At 63.2% G+C, this 18,687-nt stretch carries 18 protein-coding genes; 8 read left to right on the top strand and 10 right to left on the bottom strand.

Annotated features, from left to right (window positions below; genetic code table 11):
* The first annotated feature begins 3 nt into the window (after positions 1-3).
* Both G8O24_RS27845 and G8O24_RS27840 read left to right on the top strand, forming a co-directional pair.
* On the top strand, positions 4-765 hold the full coding sequence (locus G8O24_RS27845) for a GntR family transcriptional regulator (RefSeq protein WP_188104941.1): 762 nt from the start codon (positions 4-6) through the stop codon (positions 763-765).
* Between the two features lie 261 nt (positions 766-1,026).
* Positions 1,027-2,508 (top strand): aldehyde dehydrogenase family protein, encoded by a 1,482-nt coding sequence (locus G8O24_RS27840; RefSeq protein WP_188104934.1) that lies wholly within the window; start codon positions 1,027-1,029, stop codon positions 2,506-2,508.
* A 117-nt stretch (positions 2,509-2,625) separates the two neighbouring features.
* Here G8O24_RS27840 and G8O24_RS27835 read toward each other — a convergent pair whose 3' ends face one another.
* Genes G8O24_RS27835 through G8O24_RS27825 form a run of 3 tightly spaced genes read right to left on the bottom strand, consistent with a single transcriptional unit; the run spans position 2,626 to position 6,054 of the window.
* Positions 2,626-3,741 (bottom strand): SbmA/BacA-like family transporter, encoded by a 1,116-nt coding sequence (locus G8O24_RS27835; protein ID WP_188104932.1) that lies wholly within the window; start codon positions 3,739-3,741, stop codon positions 2,626-2,628.
* Positions 3,734-4,723 (bottom strand): 1-phosphofructokinase family hexose kinase, encoded by a 990-nt coding sequence (locus tag G8O24_RS27830; protein ID WP_188104930.1) that lies wholly within the window; start codon positions 4,721-4,723, stop codon positions 3,734-3,736. The genes G8O24_RS27835 and G8O24_RS27830 overlap by 8 nt, the downstream gene beginning before the upstream one ends.
* Entirely contained in the window at positions 4,720-6,054 is a 1,335-nt protein-coding gene (locus tag G8O24_RS27825; RefSeq protein WP_188104928.1) for a GH1 family beta-glucosidase, read from the bottom strand. The genes G8O24_RS27830 and G8O24_RS27825 overlap by 4 nt, the downstream gene beginning before the upstream one ends.
* Positions 6,055-6,243: 189 nt before the next feature.
* On the opposite strand from G8O24_RS27825, the gene G8O24_RS27820 reads away from it, so the two are divergent.
* Complete coding sequence (locus G8O24_RS27820; protein ID WP_188104926.1) at positions 6,244-7,584, top strand: glycoside hydrolase 5 family protein; 1,341 nt, start codon at positions 6,244-6,246, stop codon at positions 7,582-7,584.
* Between the two features lie 16 nt (positions 7,585-7,600).
* Here G8O24_RS27820 and ppsA read toward each other — a convergent pair whose 3' ends face one another.
* The gene (ppsA, locus tag G8O24_RS27815) at positions 7,601-10,012 is read right to left on the bottom strand and encodes a phosphoenolpyruvate synthase (RefSeq protein ID WP_188104923.1); all 2,412 of its coding nucleotides are present in this window, start codon (positions 10,010-10,012) and stop codon (positions 7,601-7,603) included.
* A 77-nt stretch (positions 10,013-10,089) separates the two neighbouring features.
* Between ppsA and G8O24_RS27810 the strand changes: the two genes are divergently transcribed.
* Together G8O24_RS27810 and G8O24_RS27805 are read left to right on the top strand one after the other, a co-directional pair.
* A complete protein-coding gene (locus tag G8O24_RS27810; protein ID WP_244646023.1) occupies positions 10,090-11,025 on the top strand; it encodes a universal stress protein in 936 nt (311 codons plus the stop codon).
* A 25-nt stretch (positions 11,026-11,050) separates the two neighbouring features.
* The gene (locus G8O24_RS27805) at positions 11,051-11,239 is read left to right on the top strand and encodes a hypothetical protein (protein ID WP_188104921.1); all 189 of its coding nucleotides are present in this window, start codon (positions 11,051-11,053) and stop codon (positions 11,237-11,239) included.
* Between the two features lie 40 nt (positions 11,240-11,279).
* On the opposite strand, the gene G8O24_RS27800 is transcribed toward G8O24_RS27805, so the two are convergent.
* Positions 11,280-11,996 (bottom strand): c-type cytochrome, encoded by a 717-nt coding sequence (locus G8O24_RS27800; RefSeq protein WP_188104920.1) that lies wholly within the window; start codon positions 11,994-11,996, stop codon positions 11,280-11,282.
* Between the two features lie 115 nt (positions 11,997-12,111).
* Between G8O24_RS27800 and G8O24_RS27795 the strand changes: the two genes are divergently transcribed.
* Positions 12,112-12,864 carry a CBS domain-containing protein gene (locus G8O24_RS27795; RefSeq protein ID WP_188104918.1) on the top strand — a complete coding sequence of 251 codons (753 nt, stop codon included), beginning with the start codon at positions 12,112-12,114 and terminating at the stop codon, positions 12,862-12,864.
* Positions 12,865-12,893: 29 nt separating this feature from the next.
* On the opposite strand, the gene G8O24_RS27790 is transcribed toward G8O24_RS27795, so the two are convergent.
* Positions 12,894-13,073, bottom strand: coding sequence for a hypothetical protein (locus tag G8O24_RS27790; RefSeq protein WP_188104917.1), 180 nt, complete (start codon positions 13,071-13,073; stop codon positions 12,894-12,896).
* Between the two features lie 71 nt (positions 13,074-13,144).
* Positions 13,145-13,666 (bottom strand): Hsp20/alpha crystallin family protein, encoded by a 522-nt coding sequence (locus G8O24_RS27785; RefSeq protein WP_188104915.1) that lies wholly within the window; start codon positions 13,664-13,666, stop codon positions 13,145-13,147.
* Positions 13,667-13,935: 269 nt separating this feature from the next.
* Here G8O24_RS27785 and G8O24_RS27780 point away from each other — a divergent pair, with 269 nt between their 5' ends.
* The gene (locus tag G8O24_RS27780; RefSeq protein ID WP_188104913.1) at positions 13,936-14,826 is read left to right on the top strand and encodes a LysR family transcriptional regulator; all 891 of its coding nucleotides are present in this window, start codon (positions 13,936-13,938) and stop codon (positions 14,824-14,826) included.
* Positions 14,827-14,980: 154 nt separating this feature from the next.
* Positions 14,981-16,159 carry an acyl-CoA dehydrogenase family protein gene (locus G8O24_RS27775; RefSeq protein ID WP_188104911.1) on the top strand — a complete coding sequence of 393 codons (1,179 nt, stop codon included), beginning with the start codon at positions 14,981-14,983 and terminating at the stop codon, positions 16,157-16,159.
* A 42-nt stretch (positions 16,160-16,201) separates the two neighbouring features.
* Here the strand turns inward: G8O24_RS27775 and G8O24_RS27770 are convergent, their stop codons facing one another.
* From G8O24_RS27770 to G8O24_RS27760, 3 genes are read right to left on the bottom strand one after another with little or no spacing between them, the layout of a single operon-like run.
* Positions 16,202-17,176, bottom strand: coding sequence for a tripartite tricarboxylate transporter substrate-binding protein (locus G8O24_RS27770; protein ID WP_188104909.1), 975 nt, complete (start codon positions 17,174-17,176; stop codon positions 16,202-16,204).
* Between the two features lie 25 nt (positions 17,177-17,201).
* Positions 17,202-17,918 carry a GntR family transcriptional regulator gene (locus G8O24_RS27765; protein ID WP_188104907.1) on the bottom strand — a complete coding sequence of 239 codons (717 nt, stop codon included), beginning with the start codon at positions 17,916-17,918 and terminating at the stop codon, positions 17,202-17,204.
* Between the two features lie 23 nt (positions 17,919-17,941).
* The gene (locus G8O24_RS27760; RefSeq protein ID WP_188104905.1) at positions 17,942-18,682 is read right to left on the bottom strand and encodes an SDR family oxidoreductase; all 741 of its coding nucleotides are present in this window, start codon (positions 18,680-18,682) and stop codon (positions 17,942-17,944) included.
* Positions 18,683-18,687: the final 5 nt, after the last annotated feature.

Raw genomic sequence — 18,687 nt, 5'->3', positions numbered from 1 at the left:
GGCGTGACCGGTAAACAGGCAAGAGCAGCGGCGAGCGGCCTATCGAGCCTGCCGGTCCCGCTGTACGAGCACGTCAAGCGGCAGATCGCCGAGGCGATCCTGGTGGGCGAACTGGCTCCGGGCACGGTGCTCCCCGGCGAAGTTGCGCTTGCCGCCCGATACGGCGTTGCGGTCGGCACCATGCGCCGAGCGCTCGCGGACCTGACGGCCGACGGCATGCTGGTGCGCCGGCGCAAGACCGGGACGGTCGTGACCGGCCGCACACCGCAACACGGTCTGCGCTTTTTCTTCCAGTATTTCCGACTTCATGGCGAAGACGGCAGCCTCCAACGCTCCGTGCCCGAAGTCCTGTCCGTGGTGGGTCGGCCGGCAGATGCGGAGGAGGCCGTGCTCTTCGCGGAAGCCGTTGGTGAGCCGCTGCTCTGTCTTCATCGCATCCGACGTGTTGGCCGCGTGCCGGTGATGCATTCGCGAATAAGGCTCGTTGCGCGCCGCGTGCCCGATTTCCCGGACAAGGCGGCGAACGTGCCCGCGCTGCTCTACCTCCATCTGCTCGACGCCTACGGCATTCGCGTTGCCGCGGTACGCGAGAAGCTTTCGGCGGAACTCGCCGACAAGGAGGATCGGCGTCTACTTGCGCTAGCTTCGCCGAACGCCGTTTTGGTGATCCGCGAGGAAGCGTATGATCAAGCCGGTGCGCTTGCGCTCCTGAGCGAGCACCGCGCGACGACCGCGCATCATCACTACGTGAACGAGATCCGCTAACTTGTCGCTGCCGGCCTCGATCCGGCGATCCTCGTCGAAGTTCTCGCCAAGGGTAGGGGGCTGGCGTGGCGCTCCAGCGCATGACCCCGGCAATCGCGACGGGCGACGTTGGCCCGGTTCCCTTCTTTATTGGTATTGCGCTAAAGGATATCGCCTACGACCAGACGATGGCGAGCAACTCCGGAGCGTCCGGCTGCTTCGCGTGGCGGAGCCGGCAGCCCAGGCCAGGGAATGCGTGTTGAGACAGGAAAAACTGAACCAATGACAAAGATCGACATCCGATTTCCCGTGGACGGCCGAACCCGCAAGATGTTCGTCGATGGCGCGTGGGTCGAGGCCCGCTCGGGAAAGGTCTTCGAGACGCGCAATCCCGCGACCGGCGAAGTGATCGGTCGTGTCCCGCGTGGGGATGCCGGCGACATCGACATCGCCGTCACCGCCGCCCGTCGCGCTTTCGTGGGACCGTGGAGCCGCTTCAAGCCGTTCGAGCGACAGGCTCTGCTGCTGCGGATTGCCGACCTGTTCGAGAAGCACTGGGAGGAGATCAGCCGGTCCGACACGGCGGACATGGGCATGCCGATCGTGAGGACGCGGGCGAACAAGCTTCGCGTGCTCGGCATGCTCAGATACTACGCCGGCATGGCGACCGCGATCCACGGACAGACGATCGACAATTCGCTGCCCGGCGACATCGTCTCGTTCACGCGCAAGGAGCCCGTCGGCGTGGTTGGGGCGATCATTCCCTGGAACGCGCCCACGGCCGCGTCGGTCTGGAAGATCGGACCTGCGCTGGCGACCGGGTGCACGATCGTGCTCAAGCCCTCCGAAGAGGCGCCGCTGACGCCCCTTCTGATCGCGGATCTGATGAACGAAGCCGGCGTGCCGCCCGGCGTCGTCAACGTCGTGACCGGGACGGGCTCCGAAGCCGGAGCACCCTTGGCCGAACATGCCGGCGTCGACAAGATCGTCTTCACGGGATCTACGGCCACCGGGCAGGCCATCATTCGCGCCTCTGCCGGCAACCTCAAGCGGGTGTCGCTCGAGCTTGGCGGAAAGTCGCCCGTCATCGTCTGCGCCGACGCCGACCTCGACAAGGCCGTGCCGATCGCTGCGATGGCCGCGTTCGCCAATTCGGGCCAGATCTGCATCGCGGGCTCCCGGCTGTTCGTCGAGCGGAAGATTCATGACGAGTTGGTCGAGCGGCTGGGGAAATTTGCCTCAAGCCTGAAGATCGGTGATGGCGCCGACCCCACGACGGAGATCGGTCCCCTTGTCTCCGAGCGACAGCTCGACAAGGTCGAAGGCTTCCTGAAGAGCGGGCGCGACGAGGGGGCGAAAGTCGTGGCCGGAGGCCGGCGATTGAGGGAGGGCAGCCTCGCGAGAGGCAATTTCGTCGAGCCGACTGTGTTCGCCGGCGTTTCCGACAACATGCAGATTGCCCGCGATGAGATCTTTGGTCCGGTCATTTCCGCGTTGCCGTTCGATACGCTGGATGAGGCCGTGGAGCGAGCCAATGCGACGCCATACGGGCTTGCGGCGGGTGTCTTTACCCGTGACGTCAGCAAGGCGCACATCCTCTCGCGTAGCCTGCGCGCAGGGTCGGTTTGGGTGAATACCTATCACGCCATCGATCCCGCCTTGCCCTTCGGCGGCTACAAGATGAGCGGATACGGCCGTGAGGGCGGCACCGAACAGCTCGACGAATACCTGAACACGAAGGGGGTCTGGATCAAGCTGGACTGAGCCGGATATTCGTCCGGTTCGGACAAGGCCAACGCGTTGCGCACCTGTGCGCTCTCACGTACTGTCTCGATGAAATGGCCAAGGATTGTCCCTGCGTTTAGCCGGCTGTATCGCCGATCAACTGCCCATGTGGGCAGACTCGTCGTATCTCTGGCCCTCATCGATCTTGTCTAGCGCGAGAAGCAGCGATGCGACGCGGTTGGCCGAGGCGGCCCATTCCGCCAGACGTGGATAGTTGTCCGTGAACCAGCTGCAGGCGCCCTGGACCATGACGAACGCCGCGGCCGCCTGAACCACCTCGCCGAGGAGCATCGTGCCGGCGACGTATTTCGGCGTGCAGAGCAGCAAGCCGATCACGGGCGTCAGCAGCGAGTTCGTGTGGGTGATGACCGTCAGGCGCATGAGCTGCCAGCAATAATCCAGCCACGCGGCGATCACCGCCTTGAGCGCAGGACGAATCGCGCGGAGTCCATCTTCGCCTTCGGTTTCGGGCGCCACGCCCTCGCCGCGTTCGCGCACATGGGTGCCGATGGCCCTCAATTGCGCCTCAGTCCGCTTGTTCTCCTCGAGGACGTGCGTCAGCCGGCGACCGATCAGCATCGTAGTGGCGGCCACGACGATCGAATAGATGACGACGGCGACCACGAGATACCCGGGAATGGTCACAGTGAGGCCCCCTGCGCCAACACTGATGTTGCCTCCGACCACCCAGAGGATGCCGATGAAGGTGGCTGCCGTCAGCAGCGAGGCGAGAAGTCCGAGAATGAGGTCGACCGGGAGGTCCGTCGCCAGCCTGCCGTCTTCCGCGATCCGATATTCTGGGGCTTGATAGTCCCCTGCAACGGAGTTCAGGCGCACGAAGCGATTTCGTCCCAGCCAATAACGATAGAGTTCATCGCTAAGCCACGCCCGCCATGTCCGCTGCAGCGTCATCCGGCCCCAAACCGAGAAGACGGCGAGCGAAAGGCTGGCCGCGGCGAGCGGCAGGAATCGCAAGGCCTGGCCGAGCAGCTCTTTGCCATCCTTGCGCTCCACGGCGTTGAAGAAATCGCGATTCCAGAAGTTCAGGTAGTACTGCGTCAGCAATTGCAGAAGCACCGTCGCAACCAGCAAGACTGTGAGCAGCCACGCCCAGCCTGCCGATCGGCCCGTCCAGAAGCCGCGGGCCATTTTCCAGAAGCGCAGCAACAATTGCGGTTCGTCGGGCGAATGATATAGCTGGCTGCTAAGCATGATAGCCCGCGATGGTCGTGACATTCACGCTGGATGCGAGGCGATGAACGTCCGCACCGAGACACAGTCCCGTTCCGGCGCTGAGCAGCGCCGCCGAACCGCCGGCGACGCCATAACGCAGCGCGCTCTCGAGCCCGTCGCCGTTTGCGAGGCGCGACAGCATCGCCCCAAGGAAGCTGTCCCCTGCGCCAGACACGCTGACGGGGTCCATGGCAAGGCCGTTCGCACGCAAGGCGATGTCGCGCGTGATGAGCAGGGCCCCGTCGGGGCCCATCGAGAGCGCAATGATCTCGATTCGATAGCCTTCGAGCAGGCGGCGGCCCGCCTCCAGCAGCGAGAACTCGTCGCCTCGGCTGGTCCCGGCAAGCTCCTGAAACTCCCGGAGGTTGGGCTTGATGAGATAGACGCCAGCCTCCAAGGCTGGCTTGAGCGCTGCACCGGACGTATCCACGATGACCTTGGCGGACCCTTTCGAGGCCCGAACGACCCTACCATAGAAATCAGCCGGTGCGCCGGGCGGCAGGCTGCCGCTTGCGACGACAAACCCAGCCTGCGGACTGAGGCGCGCAATTGCGTCGAGACATTGCCGCCATTCGAACTCGCTGAGGCAGGCGCCCGGAAATACCAGTCGAAATTGCTCCCGGCTGGTCTCGTCGAAAACGGTGATGTCTTCGCGGGTATCGTTCGCTATCGGGGTCACGATGCTGCGCACGTCCTCGCGTTCAATCAGCGCCGTCAGCGTTTGCCCGGTTGCGCCGCCGGCCGGGTAGACTGCGGTTGCGTCGAGGCCGAGCCGTTTCAGGACACGGGCCACATTGATTCCGCCACCTCCGGGATCACGATGAGGCTCGGCGCAGCGCATCTTCGTGAAGGGCGCCATCTTCCCGACCGAGGTCGAGATGTCGACTGCCGGGTTGATGGTCAGGGTCACGATGTGCGGATCGGCAGGCAGAACTCGCCCCGGCGCGGTAGCCTCGATCATCGCTGCATCGCCTTGATCAACCCGGCATACCAGGCGAAAGACGATTTCGGGGTTCGCCGCAGCGAAGCATAGTCAACGTGGCTCAAGCCGAACCTGATGCTGTACCCGGAGTCCCATTCGAAGTTGTCGAGCAGCGACCAGACGAAATAGCCGCGGACATCAACCTCGCTGGAAGCCGCCTCGTTCATCGCGTTGATATAAGCCTTCAGGAATTCGATCCGGCCCGGGTCGATCACAGCCGCGGTGCCATCGGGTTGGTCGAAATCTCCGTATCCGTTCTCGAGCACGTAAATGGGCAGGCCATAATCCCTGTGGACCGCCAGCAATGTCTGACGGAAGGCGTCCGGCTCGATCGGCCATCCGATCGGGGTCAAGGGAACGCCGGGCGGCTTGTCGCCGAAGTCGTAGCCCAGCATCGAATCCGCGCGGGCCTTCACATAGACCGGGCTATAGTGGTTCAGCCCAAACCAGTCGAGCGGACGGCAAATTTGCGTCAGGTCGCCTGGCTGCATATGGGGTTCGATCGCCGCGCGCATCGATGGCGGATATTCGCCGCGGCATTGCGGATCCGGAAAAGCCGCATTCCAGTACACGTCCAGGCGTGCCGCGGCCGCCGCATCGGCTTTGCTTGCGCTCGAAGGCCGGCATGGCTGTCGATTATGGATACAGCCGATCGAGGCATTGATCACGTTGGCGCGGAGCACGTCCACCGCCCTCCCGTGGGCGAGATTGACGTTGTGGATCATGCGGTGCAGCTTGTCTTCGCTGCTGCTATCCCGCTTGCCGAGCGAGCGGCTGAACAGGCTGAACATCGACGGCTCGTTGAATGTCGCAAAGCGCTTGACCCGGTCGCCGAAGCGCGCGGCGATCAAGCTGGCATAGTTGGCGAACCACACGGCCGATTCTCGATTGAGCCAGCCACCGCGCTCCTCCAGGGCCTGCGGAAGGTCCCAATGATACAGGCACAGCCATGGCTCGATACCGGCGGCCAGGAGCCCGTCGATCAGCCGGTGGTAGAATGAAAGGCCTGCCTCGTTGATAGGACCGTCCCCTTGCGGCAGGACGCGCGGCCATGCCACCGAGAACCGGTAGGCCTGAACGCCCAGCGCCGTCATGAGGCCGATATCTTCGCGGTAGCGGTGATAATGATCGCACGCGACGTCGCCGGTATCGTGGTTCTTGATTTCGCCAGCCCGGCAATAGATGTCCCAGATGCTCGATCCGCGCCCATCCTCCTGCGTTGCCCCTTCGATCTGGAAACTGGAGGTGGAAACGCCCCAGATGAAATCGGGGCGCAGGCTTGCGGTATCAGGCAGTTGCGTTGTCGGCATCGACGACCTGCTTCATTCAGCTTGATCGGTGACCGGATATGCTGTTGTGCGGTCAGCCAATGATCTCAGGCATGTTGTCCTGCGATAGTGGTAGTCATGCCGCTTCCGAGTGGTATTGAGATAAGTCAAGAAGCCCCGAGCCGGCCATGCGATGAATTGACGTCCTTAGAACGTTGCCGGGGCTAGCGCTTGCAAAGAACGAAATGGGGAGGGATCGTCGACGACGACCTCGACGGAAGCGGCTTTTTCCGCGTTGCCGAGCGCAACGGTGTGTTCTGGCTGGTCGATCCCGATGGTGGCAGATTTCTCTCCAAGGGAGTCAATACGGTCCGCTTCGACCAGGACGGCATCGGCGGGACCGAACACGTGCCTTACGCCGAGGCGTGCCGGAGCAAGTATGGCAGCCTTGGGGTGTGGCGCACGGCCGTGTCTGACCGGCTCGCAAGCTGGAAATTCAACACAGTTGGCTGCTGGTCAGACGAGCTTGTTGCCGGCGCGGGATCGCAATTGCTGACGACGACGCCGACCGCCGAACTCGGCGCCTCCTTCCGCCTGCACCGCCGCGATCAGGTCTTTCCGGATGTCTTCGATCCCGAGTTTTCAGCGCACATCCATGCGAGCGCTGATCAGCGTTGCAGGCATCGGCGCAATGATCCCGGCTTGCTCGGCACATTCATCGACAACGAACTGTACTGGTCACCTGACTGGCGCGGCAACGACGAGCTTCTGACGCTATTCCTGAATCTACCGTCTCGCCGGCCAGGCAAGGTCGCCGCAATCTCGGGCCTGCAGGCGCATTATCGGGATTTTGCTCAGTTCAATGCGGTCTGGCGAACCCAGGCGCGATCCTGGGAGGAACTCGACAGGATTGAACATGTCGCGGCACCGTTCGTGAGACTTCGGCCTGGCGTCTTGAACGATGCGCTCGAAACCAAGGCCAATTTGGCAAATCCTGTCCGCGAGGCATTCTCTGCCGATTGCGATGCCTTCGTCGCCGTGTTGGCCGACAAGTATTTCGAGCTGTGCGTCGCGGCCATCAGGGCGGCCGATCCCAATCATCTCGTCCTTGGATCCCGCTTCGGCTATCAGCCGCCGGCCGGCGTCATTGCCGCGGCCGGCCGCCATCTGGATGTGATCTCCTTCAATTGCTACGACTTCGACCCCGGCCCGATCATTGACGCTTATGCAGCGACCGGCAAGCCATGCTTGATCTCCGAATTCTCATTTCGAGGCGATGACGCAGGATTGCCAAACAGCAAAGGGGCGGGGCCAAGGCTGGCTACTCAGTTCGACCGCGCCCGGGCTTTCGAGGGCTACGTTGCGGCAGCCCTCAGCAAGCCGAACGTGGTCGGCTATCACTGGTTCGAGCATGCCGATCAGCCCGCCCAGGGACGATTTGATGGCGAGGATTCGAATTTCGGTACGGTGACCATTGACGATCGCGTCTACGAGGAGCTGACGAAGACGATGACCAGGGTTAACGCCGCGGCAGAACGTATTCATGCCGCTGCCGTCCCGGCTCTGATCTGAACCGGGCGGCGAGGCGTTAGGCCTCGGATCCTGGCGGTTTGGTCTCGGCGTCTGCCACCACGGCCATGGTGCGAAAGACACTCGAAGGATTGACGCTAATCGAATCGATGCCCAGTCCCGTCAGATACCGCGCTATCTCCGGATAGTTCGCAGGTGCTTCGCCGCAGATGCCGATATGACGATTGTTGCGCTTGGCGCCGACGATGGCTTGCCGGAACATCTCCAGCATTCCGGGATCGCGTTCGTCAAAATCGAAGGCCACGATATCGGAATCCCGGTCGACCCCCAACGTGAGCTGCGTGAGATCGTTGGAGCCGATCGAAAAGCCGTCGAACAGGTCTGCGAACGCATCGATCTGGATGACGTTATTCGGAATCTCGCACATCACGTAGATTTCGAGACCGTCTTCGCCACGCTTCAAACCATTGGCGGCCATCGTCGCGATCACCCGCCGGCCCTCTTCGACGGTCCGGCAAAACGGCACCATCACGCGCAGATTGGAGAGGCCCATATCCCGTCGCACAACGCGGAGCGCCGCACACTCCAGAGCAAACCCTTCCGTGTAGGCCGGGTGGCTGTAGCGGGAGGCGCCCCGGAATCCCAGCATCGGATTCTCCTCCCTGGGCTCGAAGCCATCTCCGCCGATCAGGCTGGCATATTCGTTGGTCTTGAAGTCGGAAAGCCGCACGATGACAGGCTTGGGATAGAATGCCGCGGCGATGGTGCCGACACCTTCCGCCAATCGTTGAACGAAGAAGTCGGCCGGGCTGTCGAAGCCCTTGACCAGACGCGCGATCTCGGCCCGCGCCTTGGCTGACGTCACTTTGTCCGGCTTGAGTAATGCCATCGGGTGCACGCGAATATGCTCGCTGATGATGAACTCCATCCGGGCAAGGCCCACGCCCGCCTGCGGCTGCATCGCCGTGCGGAACGCCATCTCCGGTGTTCCGACATTCACCATGATGGCCGTGCGGGGCTGCCGAAGCTCGCTCACCGATGTCCTGGTCACGTCAAACGCAACCTTTCCCTGATAGACTCGCCCGATATCGCCTTCGGCGCAGCAGATCGTGACTTCAGCTCCGGTCTTGATTGTTTCTGTCGCGAGCGTGGCTCCCACCACCGCGGGAATGCCGAGCTCCCGCGCCACGATCGCCGCATGGCAGGTGCGGCCACCTTTGTCGGTGACGATGCCGGCGGCGATCTTCATGACCGGCTCCCAATCGGGACTGGTGGCGGGGGCCACCAGGATCTCGCCCGGCCGGAAGGCCGCCAGGTCGTGCGCGGACACGACGCGGCGCGCACGGCCTGAAGCGATCTTCTCTCCCACGGCTCGGCCGCTGACAACGACTTGGCCGTGTTCTCTCAAATTATAAGTTTCGTAGACGGCCGCCGAACGCCGCGAGGCAACCGTCTCGGGTCGGGCCTGAATGATATAGAGCTGTCCGTCGGCACCGTCCTTGGCCCATTCGATGTCCATGGGCATCGCGGCCCCGGCGTGTTCGGAGTAGTGGGCTTCGATCTTGACGGCGATCTCGGCAAGCTTCAGCACTTCCGGGTCGGAAATGCAGAATTTCCGTCGTTCGGCTTCCGGCACCTTGCGGGTGAGCGTTGCATGGTCGCCGCCCCCCTTGCCGTAGATCATGCGGATTTGCTTCGCTCCGAGCCGGCGCTGCAGTACATGGCGATAACCCTGACTCAGCGTCGGCTTGTGGACGTAGAATTCGTCCGGATCGACCTGACCCTGCACGATGGTCTCGCCGAGACCGTAACATCCGGTGATGAAGACGACGTCGCGAAAGCCGGATTCGGTATCAAGCGTGAAGACGACCCCGCTCGCCGCCAGGTCCGATCGGACCATTTTCATCACGGCGACCGAAAGCGCGACCTTGAAGTGATCGAAACCGTTGTCGATACGGTAAGAGATTGCACGATCGGTGAAGATCGAAGCAAAGCAGCGCCGACAGGCATCGAACAGATCCTTTGGTCCGCGCACATTGAGAAAGCTCTCGTGCTGGCCCGCAAAGCTCGCCGTCGGCAGATCTTCGGCGGTTGCGGAGCTTCGCACGGCGACGGCAACCCCAGTTCCGGCCTCGCGTTCGAGCTGTCCGTACGCCTGCACGATCTGCCGGCGGAGAAGAGGCGAGTCCATCGCCTCGTATATGATCGCACGAGCCTTCGCCGCCCTGCTGGCGAGCAGCTTGATGTTGCTCTTGTCGATCCCGTCGAGGAGCCGGTGCAGCTCGCCCGCAACATTGTCACGTGACAACGCTTCACGATAGGCGTCGGCGGTGATCGCGAAGCCGTTGGGAACGGCGATTCCTCGCGAGGAGAGCGCAGAATACAGCTCGCCCAGCGACGCGGTCTTGCCCCCGACCAGACCGACGTCGGCTAGGCCAATTTCGTGAAATGATCTGATAAATCCACTCATGGCAACACCAGACCACGTCATGACGTCGCGCGGTTGAGCCAAGTCAACATTTCCGTCGTACAGGAATGGAGTGCGAAATGTCTCATCACTTGCCGCATCGGCCTGGAAAGGCGGATTGTTTGATTTCGGTCAAGCGTATTGCCGATCGTGAAGCGATAAAGAGCGATCGCATCCTTTGCCGGAGCATCATCATGTCTGTCGCAAGCGTCATGGTCTACGTCGATTCCGAGCAGCAGGAGGCAGGGCAGATTGCCGTTGCGGGGGATATTGCGAAGACGTTCGGAGCGGCCGTCCTGGGTGTTTCCGCGGTGGCCGTGGAGCCTCCCTTTGTCGCCGAAGGCGTCATCATCGAGCAGACCACCGAGGAAGATCTCAAGCGCATCAAGGCAACGCTTTCGGCCAAGAAGGCCTGGTTCAAGCGCGTCGTCGGGCTGCCAGACGAGACCGTCGAATGGCGCTGGGCCTTGCAGTATCCGACCGACTTCCTGGTCGAGCAAGCCCGCGCGGCCGACCTTGTGGTCGTCAAGCGCAGATCGCACACGGTCAGCCACTCCCACTTCTTCGATCCGGTCGGTGCCATGTTGCGGATGGGGCGTCCCACGCTATCGGTGCCGGAGCGCGTGACGAAGCTGTCCGGTGACCGCATCGTGGTCGGTTGGAAGGATACGAGGGAGGCGCGCCTCGCCGTGCGCGACGCGATGCCGTTTCTGACCAGGGCCTCCCAGGTCACGATCGCCGAAATCTGCGCGTCGAACGAACAGGATGCGGCCCGCAAGCGGGTTCGCGACGTGGCTGGTTATCTGCAGCGGCATGGGGTGCAGTGCCAGCACGAGATCCGCGTCCACACGGCGGAGCCGGATGGAGGCTATCTCATTCGGCTGGCATCCGAGCTCGACGCCGACCTCATCGTCGCCGGCGGCTATGGACACAGCCGGTTGGGAGAATGGATTTTCGGCGGCATGACCCAAACGCTGCACCAACAGGCCCCGGTCTGCCTGCTGATGTCGCATTGAGATCAACGAGGCAGGAGAGTGCGCAATGGGCAAGGATGGTGAAGCGGCTCACGAGAGCGCGGCGGTGCCAAAGGAGGAGATGCTCGCTCCTGATCATGGCAAGCGGGAGGTCGAGACCAATCGGTCGGATCGCACGCTCAAGAACGCCCTGGAAGACGACGAGGTGCGTGAGGCGCTGAAGCTGCATCGTCAGCGCCTCGGCAACGGCCTCTAGCCCGCTGCCCCCAACCGGAAGCATTTGAGCTGATGCAATCCTAACGTCCCGATGCGGCCTTCAGCGTCTCGAGATACGCCACGATGGCCTCGATCTGATAGTCCGCCAGTCGCGGGTTGGGCATGGCTTGGTCGGGTCCGAGCCTGCGATGGCTCGATGCCAGGAATTGCCTGAGGTCATCGGCCGAGAATGAGGGGCGATTTGCGATCTCAAGGAAGCTCGGCGCTGCGGGGCGGGACGCCGGCGTTTGCCTGGCGGCATCGTCCACGACATGGCACGTCCCGCAGGACGCATGGGCCAGCGCCCGGCCTTCGGTGAGTTGATCGACGAATAATTGGTTGGAGACCGGCGGGCGGACCGGGACCTCGATCGTGATCGAGGCGAAACCGCTGGTCCGGTGGCATCCGTTGCAATCGTTCGTCAAAGCCGAATAGGCTTTGGTAAACGCTGGCCCATCTTTTTGCAGGATCGCTTCGTTGACGGCCTGCAGTCGATCCTTGGTGACGGCGAGTCGTGATCGATCCGACAGGAGGTTGCCTGCCGTTTCGAGATTGCGGTCGATCTGTTGGATTTCGTCGCTCGCGAGCCCCCAATTGCTGAGCTTGCCCGCAAACCACAATTTGGCATGCTGGAGCTGGAGCCGCGTCATGAGCTCGGAGAGCGCACCAGGGGCTGGTGTTGTTTCCGCCGGCGCTTTCGTGCTCGAGACAGCCACCGTCGCAAAGCTCGCCAGGATGAAAAACGTCAGAAGGCGCATGCCAAATTCCCCGATGCCATGCCAGCATGGCAGCCGATCATCGCCGGGGGTTGATCTTGATCAAGCCCCTGTTCCGAGCGCCCATTACCTGTGAAGCTTCTCTGGAGTCGAAGACATGCGCGCGCATCAGATTATGTCCCGCCGGGTGATAGCCATTCGCCCAGAGGCCTCGATCGCCGACGCCATCAAGGTCATGCTGAGCCACCACATCAGCGGCCTGCCGGTTACGGATGCGGCGGGAAAGCTGGTTGGCATCCTGTGCGAAAGTGATTTCGTCCGGCGGGCCGAGTTGGCAACGGAGCATACCCGCAACCGGCTGCTGACCATCCTGCTTGGTGCGGACCGCGCCGCGCGTGAGTTCGTCAAGGAGAACGGCGGCAAGGTCGAGCAGGTGATGACGCGTGATCCGGTGACGGTCAGGGAAGATACTCCGCTGGCCGAGATTGCCGACCTGATGGAGCGACGAAGATTGAATCACGTCCCTGTCACGCGGGATGATCGCATTGTCGGCATCATTACCCGGTCCGACTTCCTGTCCGCGATCTCGGGTCCGCTGACCAGCGCAACCGGCTATTCGGAAGACGACAATCAGATCCGCCGATCGGTTCTTGCGAACATGACAGGCATGCCGTGGCAGCCCATCGGCCTGAACGCGAGCGTCAGGAAAGGCGTGGTAACGCTGCGAGGCGTCGTGAGGGGCGAGAACGCACGCCAGGCGGCGATCGTGGCTTGTGAGAAGGTTCCAGGTGTCCGCGGCGTTGACGACCGCCTTCAATCGACCTGGCCCGATCCGGAGGACGACTACGGCGGCGGCGATTTCGTGTCGCTGCAGGCTGAACCCCCCACGCTGGACGACGAGCCCTTGTAACGGCCGCTTGCACGGCATTTCACCAGCAATTATCGAGGAGCCCGTCGGTCTCGCTCGGTGTATACGGCAATCAGCCAGACGAGGGCGGTCACCAGCAACACGGTCACGACCGTCTGGATCAAACCGAAGTTCAGCGCGTCACGCGCGACGAACAAGGCCGTGATGGGCGCTGCCAGGGCAAACAGAATCCGAACGAGCCATCCAAGCATGATCGTCCTCGATCCGGGAGCGTTCGTGAGGTGAGGCTGCACTGTTGGCAGCCTCATCTCGGTTGACCATATCACGCGGCCTTGACATCGATCGTCTTGGCCGGCTTCTGTGCTTCTTCGGTCTTCGGCAGAACGACCTTGAGCACGCCATTCTTGAAAGTTGCCTCAATCTTGTCGGCATTGACGCCGTCCGGCAGTGCGAAGTAGCGCTCGAAGGAGCCATAGCGGCGCTCCGACAGGTAGTAGTCCTTCTTCTTCTCTTCGCTCTCTTCCTTCTTCTCGCCTCGGATGGTGAGACCGCCATTGGCGAGCTTGACGTCGATGTTCTTCTCGTCGAGGCCGGGAAGCTCCGCCGTGATCTCGTAAGCCTTGTCGCTCTCGGCGACATCGACGGCCGGCGCGTTGAAGGTCTTGGACAGATCTCGCTCGAGCCGTGCCAGCGACCGGAACGGCCGCTTCCAGAAACCGTTGCCAAAATCGTCGAAGATCTGGTCGATTTCGCTTCTCAGCGCCTGAAATGGCTGCCACGCCTCGCCAGCTGTTGCAGGCGCGGTGGACGTCTTGGTGACAGGCAGTTTGGTTTCTGTTGCCATGATCATCATCTCCTTCGAGGTTGACCATATCGGTCGCGTGAAAGAATAGTCATGGTCTGTCGCGCGTTGGTTGATTTCCCTCAAATTCAAAGGCAGCGCGTGCAAGATCGGATGCGCTGCTGCGCCCGCTCACGATGGCGATCTTGTTCCGATCAGGACGAGCCATGTGGATCGTTTTTGGTTGGGGTTGCTGAGTCCCAGTAAGTTAGTGATCCGCCATCTAGCCAAAATACCCTATACTTGGGCAGACCGTCTCAAGGATGGAACGTATGGATTTGCTGGCCCTCGCCGATTTCAATCTCGTTGCCAGGCATGGAGGGTTCGGGCGCGCGGCCCGGGCCTCCGGGCGCCCGAAGGCGACGCTCTCCCGCCGGGTCTCCGAACTGGAAAGCGGCCTCGACCTGCGGCTGTTCGAACGCGGAGCGCGCACATTGAAGCTCACCCAGGAAGGGCGTGCGCTGCACGAGCGGACGGGCGCGTTGCTGGCCGAGCTCGAGGAGAGCGCGGCGGCGATCGCCTCGGGCGGCGACAAGCCGCGCGGAAGGTTGCGGGTCAGCGCGCCTCTGCTTTTTTCGCAGACCGCAATGGGAAAGCTGGCCGCCGGCTTCGCCCTGAAATATCCGGACGTCCGGCTCGAGATCACGACGGAGGACCGCTCCGTCGATATGATCGAGGAAGGCTATGATCTGGTGATCAGGGTCAATCCGGATCCGGATGAAACGCTCGTCGGACGCATTCTGATGCGCGACCGGCTCGTAGTCGTGGCCGGTCCCGATCTCAAGCGTCCACGCGGCGATCGCCCCGTTCCGAGCGTAGTGCGGGGGCAGGGCGATCTAAGCCCTGCCTGGGACGTGACCGCACGAGGCCGGAAAGCCCGGATCACGACCGATCCGGTGCTTCGCCTGTCGTCGCTCATCATGATCCGCGATGCGGTCCGCGCAGGCGTCGGCGTCGCGCGTCTGCCCGTGTCGCTTGTCAGCCGCGACCTTGGCGCAGGCAGGCTCGTCCATTGGGGCGACGTCGATGCGCCGCCGATCGCGCTCTGGGCGCTTTACCCTTCGCGCAGACTGCTGAGCGCCCGCGTATCGACCTTCCTCGACTTCCTCAAGGAGGCCTTTCCTTCGGGGACGCCCGAGGAGCTCGCAGCGTTCATCGATTAGAACAGGGCAGGGGACAAAGACCAGCGCCTTGACAACGCCTTCCGGGAAGGAAATAGTTTAAGCTTAAAGTAATTGGCGGACGGCCTTGGCAGATGCGATCGCTGATTCTGCAAGGAGCAGGCGCGCCGCCCATCCCGATTTAGCGGAGCGACCCATGAGCTCACCGGCACAGACGATCTCGCGCGACTGGCTGGACTGGCCATTCTTCGAGCCGCGTCATCGCACTCTTTGCGACGCGCTCGACCGTTTCGTTGCGCAGGGTGGTCTTCAGCTTGCCGATCACCGCGACGTCGACGGCGCCTGCCGCAAGCTCGTGCGCGCGCTTGGCGCGGAGGGGCTGCTCGATTGCGCGGTCGCGGCGCCGGACGGCGATGTGGCGAGCATCGATTCCCGCTCCATCTGCCTGTCGCGTGAGACGCTGGCTTATGCAGACGGTCTCGCCGATTTTGCCTTCGCCATGCAGGGGCTCGGATCGGGCGCCATTGCGCTGGCGGGCTCGGCGGACCTGCGACACGCCGTGCTGCCGAAAGTCCGTTCGGGCGAATGGCTGGCGGCCTTCGCGCTTTCGGAGCAGGAGGCCGGCTCCGACGTAGCGGCCATGGCCTGCACGGCACGCGAAGACGGCGGCAGCTATGTCCTGAACGGCGAGAAGACCTGGATCTCCAACGGCGGCATCGCGGATGTCTACACGCTGTTTGCCCGAACTGGAGAAGCGCCGGGCGCGCGCGGCATTTCCGCGTTCGTCGTGTTTCCGGACGATCCCGGCTTCAGCGTTGCCGATCGCATCGACATCATCGCGCCGCATCCGCTGGCGACGCTGCGCCTGGACGATTGCCGTATTCCGAGCAGCCGGCGGCTCGGGTCGCCCGGTGCGGGGTTCAAGATCGCGATGCAGACCCTCGACATCTTCCGCGCTTCGGTTGCTGCAGCCGCTCTCGGCTTTGCCAGACGTGCGCTGGAAGAGGCGCGACTTCACGCGCAGACACGGCGCATGTTCGGCGCGACGTTGTCGGATCTGCAGCTCACCCAGGCCGCGCTCGGAGACATGATGACCGAGACCGACGCCGCCGCGCTGCTGACCTACCGCGCCGCCTGGCGCCGCGACGTCCAGAACCTCCCCACCACGCGTGAGGCGGCGATGGCCAAACTGGCCGCCACCGAGACCGCCCAGCGGGTCGTCGATCGCGCGGTGCAGATGTTTGGAGGACGGGGCGTGCGCAAGGGCGAAATCGTCGAGAGCCTGTATCGCGAGGTCCGCGCCCTTCGAATCTACGAAGGGGCGACCGAGGTCCAGAAGCTGATCGTCGCGCGCGAACTGCTCAAGCCGCGCTGACCGGGTTCTTGCACCTGAAGCAATGCAGAATCCTCAACGGACCTATTGCGGCTCGATGCCGGCCGCCTTGATGATCCTTCCCCATTTGCCGATCTCGGCCTTCAGAAAAGCTTCGAGCGCTTCGGGCGTTGCGCGCTCGGCGTCGACAGGAGCCATGCTGAGCTCGGCGAAGCGGTTGACGAGCGTGGGATCCTTGAGAGCCGTCTGGAGCGCACCGACAAGCAGGTCGATGACCGGCTTCGGAGTGCCGTGCGGCGCATAGAGGCCGTACCAGGTGGTCACGTCGAATTCCGGAGCACCGGCTTCGGCCGAGGTTGGAACGTCTGGCAGCGTCGCCACGCGCTTCTTGCTGGTGATTGCGTAGCCTTTGATGGTGCCGGACTGGATATAGGGCGTCGGTCCGGTGGCGGGATCGCAATAGACATCGATGTGGCCCGCGATGACGTCATTCAGCGCGGGCCCCCCGCCCTTGTAGTAGATCGGCGTGAGCTTGGTGTCGGTGGCGCTCATGAACATCAGGCCGCAGAGCTGCGAGGCCGAGCCGAGACCGACATTGCCGAACGTGATCTTGTCGCCCTCACTGCGGATGCGGGCGATGAGCTCGCCAAGGTCCTTGGCCGGGAAATTCGGTCGGGCGACGAGGATCATCGGCACGTCGGTCACGAGCCCGATCATGGCGAAATCGCCGACCGGATCGAATGGCAGCCTGGCGTAGAGCGCGGGCGCGGTGGCCTGGCCGACATGCATCAGGAGCAGCGTGTAGCCGTCCGGCGCGGCCTTGGCGACGCGGTTGGTGCCGAGCGTGCCGCCGGCGCCGACGACATTCTCGATGACGACGGACTGCTTCAACGTCGCGCTCATGGCATTGCCGAGAATGCGGGCGATGACGTCGCCGGGGCCGCCGGCGGAGAAGGGCACGATCATCGTGACCGGGCGGGAGGGATAGTCGTCCGCCATCGCGAGGCCGCAAGGGAAGAGCAGAAGGGACAGGATCAGCGATCGTACAACAGACTTCATCGAGCACTCCCTGGCGGCAGTTTTTCTAGTCGTCGGAAGGCGCCGCCTCCTTGGCCGCCGACGATTTTTCAATCATGTCGAGCGCGGCCACGGCCGCCGCGTTGATATGGTCGACGCAGCAGCGCTCGGCGAGGTCAGGATCGCCGCTCTGGATCGCGCGCCAGATCGCGGTGACCTCGCGCAGGCTCTTGTTGATCCGCTTCGGCTGCGACATCGAGGTGATCCGCAACAGCTGGATGCGGTCGTGGAGCGGCTTGAGCGCCCGCTCGATGAAGGCGTTGCGGCAGCCGCCGATCAGCGCGGCATAGAAGTCGGTCTTGGCTTCGAGGCAACCGACCAGATCCTGCTTGGCGGCAGCAGCCTTCAGCCGTGTCAACGCGTCTCCGATCCGGCGTGCCACGTCGGGGTCGTTCAGCCGGGCGCATTCGCGGCCGGCGTATCCTTCGAGCACCGCCCGCGCCGCGTAAAGCTGCCGGGCCTCCTCTAGGCTGATCGTGGAAACCACGGGACCGCGATGGGGGACGGTGTTGACCAGGCCGTCGGCCTCCAGCGCCCGCAGCGCCTCGCGGATCGAGGGGCGGCTGACGCCCATCATCTCGCAGAGTTCGCGCTCGACCAGCCGCTGCCCTGGTTTGAGCGTTCCGGACATGATCGCCTCGCGCAGCTTTTGGGCGACCATCGCCCGGACGGTCGGGACGTCCTCGATGCGGAGTGTCGACTGCAATTCGGGACGTCTTTCCATGTCCGGATCCTGTTCGGGAAAACTCAGTACCGGTTTACAGGCAGAATCATCATTTCGGCAATTTGAACGTGCGGAGGCTGGTCGAGCGCGAAGACGATCGACCGGGCGATATCGGCCGCGTCGAGCGCCATCCTGAACTGGTCGAAATAGTCCTTCTCTTTCCGCGTATCGCCGCGGTAGCGGGTCAGGATGATATTGGTCCGGGTCAGGCCGGGCTGGAGCTCGGTGACCCGGATCGCCGTTTCCGCGAGCTCGCCCCTGAGGGTCTCGGTGAACATATGCACGCCCGCCTTGCTGGTGCTGTAGGCGGCCATGTCGGGGACGATCCGGACCGCGTTGATCGAGCTGATGTTGACGACATGTCCGGAATTGCGCTGGACCATGTCGGGCAGAATGGCGCGGGTGACCCGCATCAGGCCGATCAGGTTGGTCTGGATGATGTTGGACCAGTCGTCCGCGGAGCCGATGTCGAAGCGGGTCCGCCCGCCGATATCGTGGCCGGCGTTGTTGATCAGCACATCGACCGGCTTGAAATGGCCGGGAATGATATCAGGCAGGCGGTCCACGGCCTTTGCGTCGCTGATGTCGAGCTGGATCGGAAACACCGCGTCCCCGCCCGTCGCCGCCAGCTCCTGGAGCGCCTTGGCGTCACGGTCGACAAGCACGACGCGGCGGCCGCTCTCCAGCAGCGCCCTGGTGATCGCGCGCCCCATGCCGCCGGCAGCACCGGTCAGCACGACGGTGTGGCCTTGTTGCTCGGTCATCGAAG

The organism is Bradyrhizobium campsiandrae, from assembly GCF_014529705.1.
Taxonomy (GTDB): domain Bacteria; phylum Pseudomonadota; class Alphaproteobacteria; order Rhizobiales; family Xanthobacteraceae; genus Bradyrhizobium; species Bradyrhizobium campsiandrae.
This window is presented reverse-complemented; position numbering and strand designations above follow the sequence as displayed.

Bases quoted from the DNA above. Each gene is read 5' to 3' on its own strand.
- G8O24_RS27840 (WP_188104934.1), top strand. From the start codon at position 1,027: ATGACAAAGATCGACATCCGATTTCCCGTGGACGGCCGAACCCGCAAG.
- G8O24_RS27835 (WP_188104932.1), bottom strand. From the start codon at position 3,741: ATGCTTAGCAGCCAGCTATATCATTCGCCCGACGAACCGCAATTGTTG.
- G8O24_RS27830 (WP_188104930.1), bottom strand. From the start codon at position 4,723: ATGATCGAGGCTACCGCGCCGGGGCGAGTTCTGCCTGCCGATCCGCAC.
- G8O24_RS27825 (WP_188104928.1), bottom strand. From the start codon at position 6,054: ATGCCGACAACGCAACTGCCTGATACCGCAAGCCTGCGCCCCGATTTC.
- ppsA (WP_188104923.1), bottom strand. From the start codon at position 10,012: ATGAGTGGATTTATCAGATCATTTCACGAAATTGGCCTAGCCGACGTC.
- G8O24_RS27810 (WP_244646023.1), top strand. From the start codon at position 10,090: ATGTCTCATCACTTGCCGCATCGGCCTGGAAAGGCGGATTGTTTGATT.
- G8O24_RS27805 (WP_188104921.1), top strand. From the start codon at position 11,051: ATGGGCAAGGATGGTGAAGCGGCTCACGAGAGCGCGGCGGTGCCAAAG.
- G8O24_RS27800 (WP_188104920.1), bottom strand. From the start codon at position 11,996: ATGCGCCTTCTGACGTTTTTCATCCTGGCGAGCTTTGCGACGGTGGCT.
- G8O24_RS27795 (WP_188104918.1), top strand. From the start codon at position 12,112: ATGCGCGCGCATCAGATTATGTCCCGCCGGGTGATAGCCATTCGCCCA.
- G8O24_RS27790 (WP_188104917.1), bottom strand. From the start codon at position 13,073: ATGCTTGGATGGCTCGTTCGGATTCTGTTTGCCCTGGCAGCGCCCATC.
- G8O24_RS27785 (WP_188104915.1), bottom strand. From the start codon at position 13,666: ATGGCAACAGAAACCAAACTGCCTGTCACCAAGACGTCCACCGCGCCT.
- G8O24_RS27780 (WP_188104913.1), top strand. From the start codon at position 13,936: ATGGATTTGCTGGCCCTCGCCGATTTCAATCTCGTTGCCAGGCATGGA.
- G8O24_RS27775 (WP_188104911.1), top strand. From the start codon at position 14,981: ATGAGCTCACCGGCACAGACGATCTCGCGCGACTGGCTGGACTGGCCA.
- G8O24_RS27770 (WP_188104909.1), bottom strand. From the start codon at position 17,176: ATGAAGTCTGTTGTACGATCGCTGATCCTGTCCCTTCTGCTCTTCCCT.
- G8O24_RS27765 (WP_188104907.1), bottom strand. From the start codon at position 17,918: ATGGAAAGACGTCCCGAATTGCAGTCGACACTCCGCATCGAGGACGTC.
- G8O24_RS27760 (WP_188104905.1), bottom strand. From the start codon at position 18,682: ATGACCGAGCAACAAGGCCACACCGTCGTGCTGACCGGTGCTGCCGGC.